Annotated in this window: 10 protein-coding genes; 8 read left to right on the forward strand and 2 right to left on the reverse strand. The window is 73.0% G+C overall.

Features of this window, described 5'->3' with window-relative positions; translation table 11 throughout:
• The first annotated feature begins 43 nt into the window (after nucleotides 1–43).
• The 7 genes from pgm (at nucleotide 44) to KM933_RS14090 (ending at nucleotide 9,781) form a co-directional block, all read left to right on the forward strand.
• Nucleotides 44–1,684, forward strand: a complete 1,641-nt coding sequence (gene pgm, locus KM933_RS14060) for a phosphoglucomutase (alpha-D-glucose-1,6-bisphosphate-dependent) (RefSeq protein WP_221351929.1) — start codon at nucleotides 44–46, stop codon at nucleotides 1,682–1,684.
• A gap of 389 nt (nucleotides 1,685–2,073) precedes the next feature.
• The gene (locus tag KM933_RS14065; protein WP_221351931.1) at nucleotides 2,074–3,123 is read left to right on the forward strand and encodes a hypothetical protein; all 1,050 of its coding nucleotides are present in this window, start codon (nucleotides 2,074–2,076) and stop codon (nucleotides 3,121–3,123) included.
• A 2-nt stretch (nucleotides 3,124–3,125) separates the two neighbouring features.
• Nucleotides 3,126–4,235, forward strand: a complete 1,110-nt coding sequence (locus KM933_RS14070) for a hypothetical protein (RefSeq protein WP_221351932.1) — start codon at nucleotides 3,126–3,128, stop codon at nucleotides 4,233–4,235.
• A 243-nt stretch (nucleotides 4,236–4,478) separates the two neighbouring features.
• Nucleotides 4,479–4,682, forward strand: coding sequence for a cold-shock protein (locus KM933_RS14075; RefSeq protein WP_217453603.1), 204 nt, complete (start codon nucleotides 4,479–4,481; stop codon nucleotides 4,680–4,682).
• Between the two features lie 517 nt (nucleotides 4,683–5,199).
• Complete coding sequence (gene shc, locus KM933_RS14080; RefSeq protein ID WP_221351934.1) at nucleotides 5,200–7,188, forward strand: squalene--hopene cyclase; 1,989 nt, start codon at nucleotides 5,200–5,202, stop codon at nucleotides 7,186–7,188.
• 46 nt (nucleotides 7,189–7,234) lie between these two features.
• Nucleotides 7,235–8,611 carry a cytochrome P450 gene (locus tag KM933_RS14085; RefSeq protein ID WP_221351936.1) on the forward strand — a complete coding sequence of 459 codons (1,377 nt, stop codon included), beginning with the start codon at nucleotides 7,235–7,237 and terminating at the stop codon, nucleotides 8,609–8,611.
• Between the two features lie 42 nt (nucleotides 8,612–8,653).
• On the forward strand, nucleotides 8,654–9,781 hold the full coding sequence (locus tag KM933_RS14090; RefSeq protein WP_221351937.1) for an acyltransferase family protein: 1,128 nt from the start codon (nucleotides 8,654–8,656) through the stop codon (nucleotides 9,779–9,781).
• On the opposite strand, the gene gap is transcribed toward KM933_RS14090, so the two are convergent.
• Entirely contained in the window at nucleotides 9,771–10,766 is a 996-nt protein-coding gene (gene gap, locus KM933_RS14095; RefSeq protein WP_221351939.1) for a type I glyceraldehyde-3-phosphate dehydrogenase, read from the reverse strand. The two genes, KM933_RS14090 and gap, sit on opposite strands and share 11 nt — an antisense overlap.
• Before the next feature lie 107 nt (nucleotides 10,767–10,873).
• Entirely contained in the window at nucleotides 10,874–11,830 is a 957-nt protein-coding gene (locus KM933_RS14100) for a GlxA family transcriptional regulator (RefSeq protein WP_221351941.1), read from the reverse strand.
• Nucleotides 11,831–11,968: 138 nt separating this feature from the next.
• On the opposite strand from KM933_RS14100, the gene htpG reads away from it, so the two are divergent.
• Nucleotides 11,969–13,870 carry a molecular chaperone HtpG gene (gene htpG / locus KM933_RS14105; RefSeq protein ID WP_221351943.1) on the forward strand — a complete coding sequence of 634 codons (1,902 nt, stop codon included), beginning with the start codon at nucleotides 11,969–11,971 and terminating at the stop codon, nucleotides 13,868–13,870.
• Nucleotides 13,871–13,904: the final 34 nt, after the last annotated feature.

Consider the following 13,904-nt stretch of genomic DNA (forward strand, 5'->3'; position numbering starts at 1 on the left):
AATGAGGCCGTACCCAATGATCGACCTTGCGGAGGAGCGGGACATGCAGGATGCGCGAGCGGGGCAGGTCGCCGGGCCCGGGGACCTCGTGGACGTGGCCCGCCTGGTCACGGCGTACTACGCGCTGCACCCCGATCCGGCCGAGCCCGGGCAGCGGGTGGCGTTCGGCACCTCGGGGCACCGCGGCTCGTCCCTCGCGACGGCGTTCAACGAGGACCACATCGCGGCCACCAGCCAGGCCATCTGCGAATACCGCGCCGCCCGGGGCACCGACGGCCCGCTGTTCCTCGGCGCCGACACCCACGCCCTGTCGGAGCCCGCGCGGATCACGGCACTGGAGGTGTTCGCCGCCAACGACGTGACCGTCCTCCTCGACCAGGGCGACGGCTACACGCCGACCCCGGCGGTCTCGCACGCCATCCTCACCCACAACCGCGACCGCACGTCCGGCCTTGCCGACGGCGTGGTCGTCACCCCCTCGCACAACCCGCCCGCCGACGGAGGGTTCAAGTACAACCCGCCGAACGGCGGCCCGGCCGGCTCCGAGGCGACCTCCTGGATCCAGGACCGCGCCAACGAGATCATCGCCGGCGGCCTGAAGGACGTACGGCGCATCCCCTACGCCCGTGCCCTGGCCGCGCCCGGCACCGGCCGCCACGACTTCCTCGGCGCCTACGTGGCCGACCTGCCGAACGTGCTGGACCTGGACGCGATCCGGGCCGCGGGCGTGCGCATCGGCGCCGATCCGCTCGGCGGCGCCTCCGTCGCCTACTGGGGCCGGATCGCCGAACAGCACCGGCTCGACCTGACGGTGGTCAACCCGCTCGCCGACCCCACCTGGCGCTTCATGACGCTGGACTGGGACGGCAAGATCCGCATGGACTGCTCCTCGCCGTACGCCATGGCCTCGCTCATCGAGCAGCGCGACCGGTTCGACATCGCCACCGGCAACGACGCCGACGCCGACCGGCACGGCATCGTCACGCCGGACGGGGGCCTGATGAACCCCAACCACTACCTGGCCGTGGCGATCTCCTACCTGTTCTCGCACCGGGAGCGGTGGCCCCAGGGTGCCGGGATCGGCAAGACCCTGGTGTCGTCCGGCATGATCGACCGGGTCGCGGCGGACGTGGGCCGGCCGCTGGTCGAGGTCCCCGTCGGATTCAAGTGGTTCGTGGACGGCCTGTCCGACGCGACGCTCGGCTTCGGCGGCGAGGAGTCGGCGGGCGCGTCCTTCCTGCGCCGCGACGGCTCGGTGTGGACCACGGACAAGGACGGCATCACCCTGGCCCTGCTCGCCTCCGAGATCACGGCCGTCACCGGCAGGACGCCCTCCGAGCACTACGCGCGGCTCACCGAGCGCTTCGGCGCCCCCGCCTACGCGCGCGTCGACGCCCCGGCCTCCCGCGAGGAGAAGGCGCTGCTGGCCGGTTTGTCCCCGCGTCAGGTCACCGCCGACACCCTCGCGGGCGAGCCGGTCACCGCGGTCCTCACCGAGGCCCCCGGCAACGGCGCCGCCCTCGGCGGGGTCAAGGTCGCGACCGAGAACGCCTGGTTCGCGGCCCGGCCCTCGGGCACCGAGGACGTCTACAAGATCTACGCGGAGTCCTTCCTGGGCCCGGACCACCTGCACCGGATCCAGGAGGAGGCCAGGGCCATGGTGCTCGCGGCGCTGAACACCTGACCCGGCCGGGCAGCCCCACGTCACCTCACGAAGTCGGGCGGGGTCGTGTCGAGGAGCCGCGGGCCGGGTGCTCCGCCGGCCGTGGACAGGACCCCCCTGACGATGCGGGCCGGCTTGAGCGGGCCGCTCGGCCTGCGCCTGCCCACGCCCGCGAGCAGCTGCTCGCGGGCGGTCGGCTGGTCGAAGTGGATCCGTTCGGCGACGAGCTCCTCGTTCTCGTCGAAGGCGAAGTACGCGGTCGTGCGCGTGCGGTGCCCGGCACCCGTCCCCTGTGCCGCCTCGTCGCGGAAGCGGTCCGGGCGGTCGGCCGCAGTCGGCCGGATGCCGTCTATTCACGGACATGTGCATGCTCATAGGCTGTGCGGCCTTCACGTACTCGGGGGGCCCGTGTGAACAGTCTCCGTACGGTCGCCGTGTGTCTTGTGATCGCCTGTGCCACGCTGGTCCAGCCGGCCGCGGCCGCGCCGCCGACGTGGTCGGCGCTGCCCGTGCCGGCGGCCTCCCCGCCGGTGACCGTGTCCGATCTGGCCGCCCGCGGGCCCGGGGAGGCGTGGGCGACCGGGTACGAGCAGACCGCCGACGGACTGCGGCCGATGCTGCACCGGTGGGACGGTACGGCATGGAGCCGGGACACCACCTTCCCCGGTGCCACCGAGCCGGGCTGGCTCCGCGAGGCGCAGTTCGTCGGCGAGGAGGTGTGGATCCTCCGCAACCGCGCCGGGGAGGGGGAGATCCTGCGCCGGTCGGCGGGAGGGTGGAGCACCGTCCCGCTGCCGCAGACCCTGCGGACCCACCAGGACTTCGCCGCGGTGCCGGGCGCCGCGTGGGTGGTCGGGGAGGACGACACCGGGCCGAAGGTGCTCCACCACGACGGTTCCGGCTGGACCGCGCGGTCCGTCCCCGACGGCGTGCTCTACCTGATGGGGATCGCCGCGCGTACCGCCACCGACGCCTGGGCCTGGGCGGACACCGACACCGGGACCGCCGTCCTGCGCTGGGACGGCAGGGCGTGGCGGGACGCGGAGGTACCGCTGCCGCCGGACAGCAACGTGCACACGATCCTGCCGGAGCCGTCCGGCCGGGTCACGGTCGGCGGCAGCCGGTACACCGACGGAGTCGCCCGCACCTATCTGATGACCTGGAACGGACACGGCTGGCGCACCACCCACCCACCGCTGGGCGACACCTCCACGGAGGCCATGGTGCGCGGCCCGGACGGCGCGCTGTGGCTGCCGGTGCGCAGCGAGCAGGCGTTCCGGTCGAGGTACGCACGGGTGGACGGCTCGCGCGCCACCTTCTCGCACGGTCCGGAGCGCACGAACGCGATCGACGTCAGACCGCGTGCACTGGCCAGGGCCGGGACCTCGCTGCTGTCCTTCGGGACCGCCGAGATCTACGGCTCGAAGCCGAACCTGATGAGCGAGCGGCTGGGAGGCTGACCATGACACGCCGACTTCTCGTCACGGCCCTCGCCGCCGTCATGGTCCTCCTGGCCCTCCTGACGCCGGCCACGGCGGACACCGCGTCCTGGCAGCACGTCCCGGTCCCGGCACAGGTACGTCCGCAGGCCGCACTGAACGAGGCCGCGGCGCTCGGGCCGGACCGGGCATGGGCGGTGGGCACCGACGCCGTCGGCCGCCAGGCGCCGGGCTTCCCGCTGGTGCTGGACTGGGACGGGTCCGCCTGGCAGCACCGGAGTCTGCCCGGGATCGGCTGGCAGGGAGAGCTGCTGTCGGTCGCCGCGGCCTCACCGGCCGAGGTCTGGGCGGTCGGCCGCGACACGGCGGGCGGCGCGCGCCTGCTCCGCTTCGACGGCGGCGCCTGGTCCGAGAGCCGGCCACCGTCCGGCGTGGCGCTGACCAGGGTGGTCGCCGGTGGCGGGGAGACCTGGCTGATCGGCTCGCGGGACGGCGCGCAGGTACTGCTGCGCCGGGACGGCCGCGAATGGCGGGAGCTGCCGGTCCCGCCGGGCATCGTGTACGGCCTGCACATCCTGGCCGCCGACGACGTCTGGGCCGCGGGCGCCACCGACGCGGGCGCGGCCGTGTCGCACTGGGACGGGCAGGCGTGGCAGCAGACGGTCGTGAACGGCTTCCCGCGGTCGGCCGTGGGCAGTGTGCTGGCGGTCTCGCCGACGGAGGTGTGGGCGGGCGGCACGGCCGGGTTCATCGGCGGTCCGCCGGGCCGGCCGATTCCGCCGCTGCTGATGCGCTGGGACGGGCAGACGTGGAACCGGGTGACCCCGCCCACCGACTTCGGCGGGATCACCTCACTGGCACCCGCCCCGTCCGGCGCGCTGGGCTGGGTCGCGGTGGCCCGCTCCCTGAAGTGGGGGCCGCCGGGCAGCCCTTCGCCGCTCGTACCCGGTCCGGACTTCCTCGCCTGGGACGGGGAGTCGTTCACCGGGTACGACGAACCGGCGGTCGCCGGGGAGGGCGACTCCCAGGGGCTGCAACTGGCGCCGGTGCCCGGCACGGCGGAGGTGTGGTCGGTCGGCAGGGCCACCGGACCCGAGGGCACCTTCGCCCCGCGTGTCCTGCGGTTCGGCTGAGACGCGGGAGCAGGCCCGTCCGGCGTGCGGCCGGACGGGCCCGGCCGCGCAAACGCGATACGGATCACGACCGTTGCTCTCTGGTGGAAGCCGGTCCCGCCGTGTAGCGTCATCCCCAGATGTCGTGGTTCGCAGTACCTGCCCGCGCTCCGGTGCGGGTATTTTGCTGTGCAGTGCAGGACCAGGGCGATCACCTCCGGGCCCGCGCGGTGCGGGTCCGAAAGCGACTGGAAAGGCACCAGCATGGCCAGGGGAACTGTCAAGTGGTTCAACGCCGAAAAGGGCTTCGGCTTCATCGAGCAGGAGGGCGGGGGCCCGGACGTCTTCGCCCACTACTCCAACATCAACGCCTCCGGCTTCCGTGAGCTCCAGGAGGGCCAGGTCGTGAACTTCGACGTCACGCAGGGCCAGAAGGGCCCGCAGGCGGAGAACATCACCCCCGCCTGACACGGCTGAACACCGTCGGGCCCCCGGACCACGTGTCCGGGGGCCCGACGCGTTTCGTCACCGCCGTTGCTCCTGCTGCTCCTGCTCCTGCTCGTGCCGCTGTCGCCGGGAACCGGCCCCGCGCGCACCACCGATGTACCCGCGCCCCGCGCCGGCCCCTGCGCGAGAGCGCCGTTCCGCCGTCCGGCCCAATGCCGCCGTGTCGCGCCACGCTCCCCGCCGAACCGCCCGGCCGGCCCGTGACCGCCCCGCCGTGCCCGTTCCACCGGTCCCGCCGCCGCGCCGTACCGGGGCGGGCCGTCACACCCCGGTACGTCCGCGGTGGTACCCCGATGGACTGAGTGTGTACGCTACGCACCCGTTCGGTAGCTTAGAGTTGCCGTCGAAGTGTGCGTGGCCCGCCCCCGCGGGGATCCGCCACGGCGCAACGGTGTCGCGGCGCTGCCCGCGGTGCACGTCCGGTGGGCGGAGAACCTCCATATGTTGGTATGACGAATCACGAGGATGTGACGTATCGATGCAGCCTCATCAGGCCGAATCGGTCCTCGCAGGCACCAAACCGGCTCACCGGGTGCCGCCCGTCGTGGGCACCGTCACCGGCGTCCCGGACGGCCGGGACGCCGTACGGGACGCGACCCGTGCCGCCGCCCGCGCCACGGACCACCTGCTGTCCCTCCAGCAACCGGGCGGCTGGTGGAAGGGCGACTTCGAGACGAACGTCACGATGGACACCGAGGATCTGCTGCTGCGCGAGTTCCTCGGCATCCGCACCGCCGAACAGACACGCGCCACGGCCGCCTGGATCCGCTCCAAGCAGCGTTCCGACGGGACCTGGAGCGTTTCTCCCGGCGGCGCGGCGGACCTGTCCACCACCATCGAGGGGTACATCGGCCTGCGTCTCGACGGCGACGACCCGCTGGCGCCGCACATGGCGCGCGCCGCCGCCTGGATCCGTGCCCAGGGGGGCGTCGCCCGTTCCCGTACGTTCACCCGCATCTGGCTGGCCCTGTTCGGCTGGTGGAAGTGGGAGGACCTGCCCGAACTCCCGCCGGAACTGATCTACCTGCCCAAGTGGGCGCCGCTGAACATCTACTCCTTCAGCTGCTGGGCCCGTCAGGCGATCGTCCCCCTGACGATCGTCTGCGCCCACCGTCCCACGGTTCCCGCCCCGTTCACCCTCGACGAGCTGCACACCGACCCCGCGCGCCCCAACCCCGCCGTCCGCAGGAGCCCGCCGATGTCCTGGGAGGGCGGCTTCCAGCGCCTGGACCGTCTGCTCCACCGGTGGCGCACCGTCGCCCCGCCCGTGCTGCGCCGCGCGGCGATCCGTACGGCCACCGCCTGGATCATCCGGCGCCAGGAGGCCGACGGCTGCTTCAACGGCATCCAGCCGCCCCTGGTCTACTCGATCATCGCGCTGCGGCTGTGCGGCTTCAGCCTGAACCACCCCGTGCTGCGCGCGGCCCTCAAAGCCGCCGACGCGTTCCTCGTGCACACCCCGGACGGCCGGCGCTGGGTGGAGTCCTGCCAGTCCCCCGTGTGGGACACCTGCCTGGCCGTCACCGCCCTGGCCGACAACGGCCTGGCCCCCGACCACCCGGCACTGATCGGGGCCGCCGACTGGCTGCTGGAACGGGAGGTCACCACACAGGGCGACTGGTCCGTCCGCCGCCCCCGCCTCGCGCCGGGCGGCTGGGCGTTCGGCTTCCACAACCGCAACTACCCCGACACCGACGACACCGCCGAAGTGGTCCTCGCCCTCGCCCGGTTGCGCCACCCCGACCAGGCCCGCCTGACCGCGGCCGTCGACCGGGCCGTGGCCTGGAACATCGGTATGCAGTCCAGGGGCGGCGGCTGGGGCGCCTACGACGCGGACAACGTCAGCACGCTCGCCGCCAGGCTGCCGTTCTGCGACTTCGGCGAGGTCACCGATCCGCCGTCGGCCGACGTGACCGCCCACGTGGTGGAGATGCTCGCCGCCGTCGGCATGGCGGACCACCCGGCCACCCGTACGGGCGTCGGCTGGCTCCTCGCCGAGCAGGAGCCGGACGGCTCGTGGTACGGCCGTTGGGGAGTCAACCACGTGTACGGCACCGGCACCGTCGTGCCGGCGCTCGTCGCCGCGGGCGTCCCGGCCGGCCATCCGGCGGTCCGGCGGGCGGTCCGCTGGCTGACCGACCACCAGAACCCGGACGGGGGCTGGGGGGAGAAGTGGGAGTCCTACACCGACCCGGCCTGGAGGGGCCGCGGCCCCTCCACGGCGTCCCAGACGGCATGGGCACTGCTGGGCCTGCTCGCCGCGGGTGAACACGACAGCGACGCCGTGACCGCCGGGGTGCGTCGCCTGGCCGCCACCCAGCGCGAGGACGGGACCTGGGACGAGCCGGAGTACACCGGCACCGGCTTCCCCGGCGACCTGCCGCTGAACTACCACCTGTACCGGCTGCTGTTCCCCCTCAGCGCCCTGGGCCGCTACCTGAAGGCGACGAAGCCCGGTGCCGCCTAGCAGCCGGCACCGCCCCCCACCGCAGACAACCGAGACAGGACCCGCCATGGCACGGTCGCACCACGCCACCCCGCAGAAAGTCGCTGGGCCCGGCACCGTGCCCACGGGCCGCGGCGCCGTCCCGCTGGTCTCGGGCGCCCTGCCGGCACTCGGGCACCTGCCCGCCTTCATGCGCGACGCGACCAGCGTCCTGCGCCGCGGCTACGCCGAACACGGGCGGCTGTTCGGGCTCCGCCTGGCCAACGTCCCCACCCTGGTCATGCTGGACCCCGAACACCGCAAGGAGATCGTCGGCCTGCCGGAGGAGACACTGTCGATCGCCGCCTCCTACCCCTTCCTGAAGACGATGTTCGGCAACGACTTCTACTTCATGGCCGAGACCCCCGAGTACCAGCGGCAGCGGGCCCTGTACGTGCCGGTCTTCCGCGGCGCCGCCCTCCACGACTACCTCACGATCATGGAAAGCCACACCCGGCAGCTGGTCCGGCGCATGGGTGAGGCGGGCGAGCTGGACATCGTGGGCACCTGCGCCGAACTCAATCTGCGGATCATCGCCGACACCTTCTTCGGACCCGACCTCGGCCACCACCTCGCCGGCACCCTCGCCACCTTCGAGGAGTTCTCCGCCAACGTCAGCTTCCTGCTGCCGCCGTGGATGCGTCCCACCCGGGCACTGCGCAGCCGCACCGCCCGCCGGGACCTGCACGTCGTGATCCGCCGCTGCCTGGCCCAGCGCCGCGCGCACCCCCGCCCCGGGACGGACTTCCTCCAGTCCCTGTGCGAGAGCCACTACCCCGACGGCAGGCGGGTGCCGGACAGCTCCACCGTCCCCCAGGCCCTGGGACTGGTCTGGGCCGCCCGCGAGACCACCTCGGGACAACTGGCCTGGGCGATGGCGGACCTGCTGGCCCACCCCGAGCACCAGGCCGGTCTCCTGGCCGAGCAGCGGCACCTCGCCCCGGGCGCCGCGCTCACCACGGAGGGCCTGCACCGCCTCACCGGGCTGGACCACCTGCTCTACGAATCGGAGCGGCTGCACCCCCTGGCCATCCTCATCGCCCGCAGGGCCCTGCACGACCTGCACATCGGCACCTGCCGCGTCCCGCGCGGCACGATGGTCCTCACCTCCCCCTACCTCATCCACCGGCTGCCCGAGGAGTTCCCCGACCCCGAGGCGTTCCGCCCCGGGCGCTACGCCGAGGACCCCCAGGCCGTCCAGCGGCTCCTCGGCTTCGGCGCGGGCATCCACCGCTGCCTGGGCCAGCGCTTCGCCCGCCTGGAGACCAAGGTCCTCGTCACCCTCCTGCTGCAGCACTTCCACATGGAACTCCTCGACACACCGGTCCCGGTCACCGGCCTGGCCCCGCGCGGACTGAGCGGCCCGTGCCGCATGCGCTACCGGCGCCGCACCGGCGCCGCGTAGGAGGGCGGCGGGGGTGCACGTCCCGAGACGGAGGACCCGGACATGATCTCCGCGAGCACCGCGGCCACCGGCACCCACCTGCCGTCGCTCACCGGTCTGCGAGCGGTCGCCGCGCTGGGCGTCTTCTGCTTCCACGCGGTGGTGCTGGGCTGCGCGGACCGCTCGCCCCCCGGTCTGCTGGTGGCCGTCGGCCCGCCCAGCGTGTCGTTCTTCTTCGTCCTGAGCGGCTACCTCCTGGCCCGCTCCGCCCACCGGGCGGGCCCGGAACCGCGGCCGGTCTTCTGGCGACGGCGCCTGATCCGGCTCTACCCGGTGCATCTGGTGCTGTCGCTGGCCGTCGTCACCGGACTCGTGCTCACCGCCCCGGCCACCGCCCGCGCGACCGTCGTCTCCGCACTGCCGAGCGCGTTCCTGGTGCAGGCGTGGCTGCCCGACTTCCGGTACGTCCTCGGCGGGAACGGCTCGTCCTGGCCCCTGGCGTGCGAGGTGTTCTTCTACGCCCTCTTCCCGGCGCTGTGGGCCGCGGTCAGGAGGATCCCCCGGTCCCTGCTGCTGCCCGCCGCCGGGTGCGCGGTCGCGGCGACCTGGGCGGTGGCCGCGTTCGCCCATACGGTGGTCCCCGGCGGGGCGCCGCTGCCCCAGGCGCCCTTCACCATGTCGCGGGCCCAGCTGTGGACCGTCTACTCGTTCCCGCCGGCCCGGCTGCCGGAGTTCGTCCTGGGCATGCTGCTGACCCGCCTGCCCCGTACCGGCCACGCGCCCCGGACGGGCGTCGGCACGGCCGCCGCCGTGCTGGGCGCCGCCGTGGTGGCGGGGTGGTGCCTGCTTCCCCAGGTGTTCTCCCTGGCGGCCGTCACCGTGGTACCCCTCGCGCTGCTCCTCCGGGCCGCCGCGGCCGCCGACCTGACGGGCGGACCCTCGTACCTGAGGAGCCCGCCGCTGCTCTTCCTGGGAAGGATCTCCCACCCCCTCTGCCAGGGGAACTCGCTGGTCATCGCGTCCCTGTACCTCGCCGTCGGCACCGCCCTGCCCGTCCTGACCGCGGCCGTGGCCCTGCCGCTGACGGTGGCCTTCGCCTGGCTGCTGCACAGATACGTCGAACAGCCCTGCGCCGGACGTCTGGCCACCGCCCGCCGGGGGCGGGACCCCCGGCGACCGGTCAGCGGGTGAGCAGTTCGAGCGTGTCGATCACGCGGTTCGAGAAGCCCCACTCGTTGTCGTACCAGGCGACCACCTTGACGTGGCGGCCGTCGACGCGGGTGAGGGCCGAGTCGAAGATCGACGAGGCGGGGTTGCCCGTGATGTCGGACGACACGAGCGGGTCCTCCGAGTACTCCAGGACGCCGGCGAGCGGCCCCCGCGCCGCGGCGCGGTACGCCGCCAGCACGTCGTCGCGCGTCACGTCGCGGGCGACGGTCGTGTTGAGCTCGACGATCGAGCCCACCGGCACCGGTACGCGGATCGAGTCGCCCGACAGCCTGCCGTCGAGGCCCGGCAGCACGAGGCCGATCGCCTTGGCGGCGCCGGTCGTGGTCGGCACGATGTTGACGCCGGCGGCCCGGGCGCGACGGGGGTCGCGGTGCGGACCGTCCTGGAGGTTCTGCTCCTGCGTGTAGGCGTGCACCGTCGTCATGAACCCGTGCTCGATACCGGCGAGTTCGTCGAGGACGGCGGCCAGCGGCGCGAGCGCGTTGGTGGTGCAGGACGCGCTCGACACGATCGTGTGCGCGGCCGGGTCGTAGGCGTCGGTGTTGACCCCGAACGCGAGCGTGACGTCGGCGCCGTCCGACGGCGCGCTGACGAGCACCTTCTTCGCGCCCGCGTCGAGGTGGGCCCGGGCGGCCCCGGCCGCGGTGAAGCGGCCGGTGGCCTCCAGGACGACGTCCACGCCGAGCCGGGCCCACGGCAGCCGCGCCGGTTCGCGCTCGGCCAGTACCGTGATCCGGCGGCCGTCGACGACGAGGGCGCCCCCGTCGACGGTCACCGGGCGCCCGAGCCGGCCGGCCGTGCTGTCGTAGGCGAGCAGCCGGGCGAGGGCGGCGGGCTCCGTCAGGTCGTTGACGGCGACGACCTCCAGGGCGCTGTCGCGCTCCAGCAGCGCGCGCAGCACATTGCGTCCGATGCGGCCGAATCCGTTGATGGCGATGCGAGTCATGAGTGAGATCCCTTCCCTTCGCCACCAGGTTCGCCCGCGGCCGCAACCGCTGACAGTGGCGGGATCGCCATGGTTCACAAGGATCCCGCCACCCGGTGCCGGGCGGGTCACCCGCCCCGGGTGAAGGTGCGCCGGTACTCGCCGGGCGTGGTGCCCAGGATGCGCCGGAAGTGCAGACGCAGGTTGGCGCCGGTGCCGAGCCCGATGTCGGCGGCTATCCGCTCGACGCTGCGCTGTGAGCGTTCGAGCAGTTCACGGGCCAGGTCGATACGGGCGCGCATCACCCACTGCATCGGCGTGCAGCCGGTCTCCTCGACGAAGCGCCGGGAGAACGTGCGCGGCGAGACCCCCGCCTGCCGCGCCAGTACGTCGAGGGTGAGGGGCTCGCCCAGCCGGTGCAGCGCCCACTCGCGGGTGGCGGCGAACCGCTCGCCGAGCGGTTCGGGGACGCTGCGCGGCACGTACTGGGCCTGGCCGCCGCTGCGGTAGGGGGCCGCGACCAGGCGCCGGGCCGCGTGGTTGGACGCGGCCACGCCGAGGTCGCCGCGCAGGATGTGCAGGCACAGGTCGATGCCCGAGGCGGCGCCGGCCGAGGTGAGCACGCTGCCCTCGTCGACGAACAGCACGTTCTCGTCGACCCGGACGAGCGGGTGCCGGGCCGCGAGCGCCCGCGTGTAGTGCCAGTGCGTCGTGGCGCGCCTGCCGTCGAGCAGGCCCGTGGCGGCGAGCGCGAAGGCGCCCGTGGAGATGGCGGCGAGCCGCGCGCCCCGGTCGTGGGCGGCGGTCAGCGCCTCGACGACGGCCGGCGGCGGGTCGTCGCGGTCGGGGAACCGGTAGCCGGGGACGAAGACCACGTCGGCCCACACCAGCGCGTCGAGACCGTGGGCGACGTGGTACGCGAGGCCGTCGCCGCCGGTCACGGGGCCGGGGGCCGCCCCGCACACCCGCACCTCGTACGGCATGCTCGCGCGGGTCGTGAAGACCTGCGCGGGGATGCCGACGTCGAGCGGCTTCGCGCCCTCCAGCACGAGGACGGCGACACGGTGCAGACGGGGCGCGGACACGGGAAGAGGCTACGCGGGACGTGACGCCGGTACGCCCACCGCCCGGACCGGGTGACTGGTCACGGAACGCGGTCTTCTTTATTAAAGTGGCGGCGCAAGCCATCGGTGATCCACGGACTAGTGAGGTATGCGCGAACCATGCCGGCTGAAACGTTTGAGTTCCAGGTAGAGGCCCGTCAGCTGCTCCAGCTGATGATCCATTCCATCTACTCGAACAAGGACGTCTTCCTTCGTGAACTCGTCTCCAACGCCTCCGACGCGCTGGACAAGCTGCGTCTGGCCGCGCTGCGGGACGACTCGCTCGACGCGGACGTCTCCGACCTGCACATCGAGCTGGAGGCCGACCCGGACGCCCGTACCCTGACGGTGCGGGACAACGGCATCGGGATGTCGTACGACGAGGTCGGGCAGCTCATCGGCACGATCGCCAACTCGGGCACCGCCGAATTCCTGCGGGAGCTGCGGAAGGCGCAGGACGACGCCGGGGCCGAAGGGCTGATCGGGCAGTTCGGCGTCGGCTTCTACTCCGGCTTCATGGTGGCGGACGAGGTCACCCTGCTGACCCGGCGCGCGGGGGAGGCGAAGGGCACCCGCTGGACGTCCCGCGGTGAGGGCACGTACACCCTGGAGGAGGCTGACGACGCGCCGCAGGGCACCTCGGTCACGCTGCACCTCAAGCCGGCCGACCCCGAGAACCAGCTGCACGACTACACCTCCGAGTGGAAGATCAGGGAGGTGGTCAAGCGCTACTCGGACTTCATCACCTGGCCGGTCCGGCTGGTCGGCCGGCCGGACGGCGAGGACGGGGAGCCGGCCGGGCCCGAGACGCTGAACTCGATGAAGGCGCTGTGGGCGCGCTCGCGCGACGAGGTGTCCGAGGACGAGTACCACGAGCTGTACAAGCACATCAGCCACGACTGGCGCGAGCCGCTGGAGACCGTCCCGCTGCAGGCCGAGGGGACGTTCGAGTACCAGGCGCTGCTCTTCGTCCCGTCGCACGCCCCGCAGGACCTGTTCACCCAGGACTTCAAGCGGGGGCTGCAGCTGTATGTGAAGCGCGTGTTCATCATGGACGACTGCGAGGCGCTGCTGCCGCCGTACCTCCGGTTCGTCAAGGGCGTGGTCGACGCGCAGGACCTCTCGCTGAACGTGTCCCGCGAGATCCTCCAGCAGGACCGGCACATCCGGATGATGCAGCGGCGGCTGACGAAGAAGGTGCTGTCGTCGGTCAAGAGCATGATGGCCGGTGACACCGAGCGCTACACCACGTTCTGGCGGGAGTTCGGCGCGGTGCTGAAGGAAGGGCTGATCACCGACTCCGACAACCGCGACGCCCTCCTCGCGGTGTCGTCGTTCGCGACGACGCACGGCGAGGACGGGACGACGACGCTCGCACAGTACGTGGAGCGCATGCGGGACGGCCAGGAGGAGATCTACTACATCACCGGTGAGTCCCGGCAGAGCATCGACAACTCGCCGCACATGGAGGCGTTCCGGGACCGCGGCATCGAGGTGCTGCTGCTCACGGACCCCGTCGACGAGGTGTGGGTGGACGCGGTGGGCGAGTTCGAGGGCAAGCGCCTGCAGTCGATCGCCAAGGGGGAGATCGACCTGGGTGCGCAGGGGGACGAGAAGTCCGAGAGCGAACGGGAGCAGCAGGCCGAGGAGTTCGCGGAGCTGCTCGGCTGGGTGAAGGAGCAGCTGGCCGAGGACGTCAAGGAGGTCCGGCTGTCGACGCGGCTGACGGTGTCGCCGGCCTGTGTCGTCGCGGACGCCCATGACATGACCCCGGCGCTGGAGAACATGTACCGGGCCATGGGCCAGGAGGTGCCCCGCACCAAGCGCATCCTCGAACTCAACCCCGGCCACGGGCTGGTGAAGGGCCTGAACCAGGCGTACAAGGAGCGCGAGGACCGCTCCGGCCTCACCGAGACCGCCGAACTGCTCCACACCCTGGCCGTCCTGGCGGAGGGGGGCCGCCCGGCCGACCCCGCGGGCTTCGTGAAGGCGGTGGCGGACCGCCTGGAGCGCACCCTGTGACCGGGCCCGGGCCCGCGGCGGAACACTGACGGCG

Origin of the sequence: Streptomyces beigongshangae (assembly GCF_019710745.1) — a bacterium.
GTDB classification, from domain to species: domain Bacteria; phylum Actinomycetota; class Actinomycetes; order Streptomycetales; family Streptomycetaceae; genus Streptomyces; species Streptomyces beigongshangae.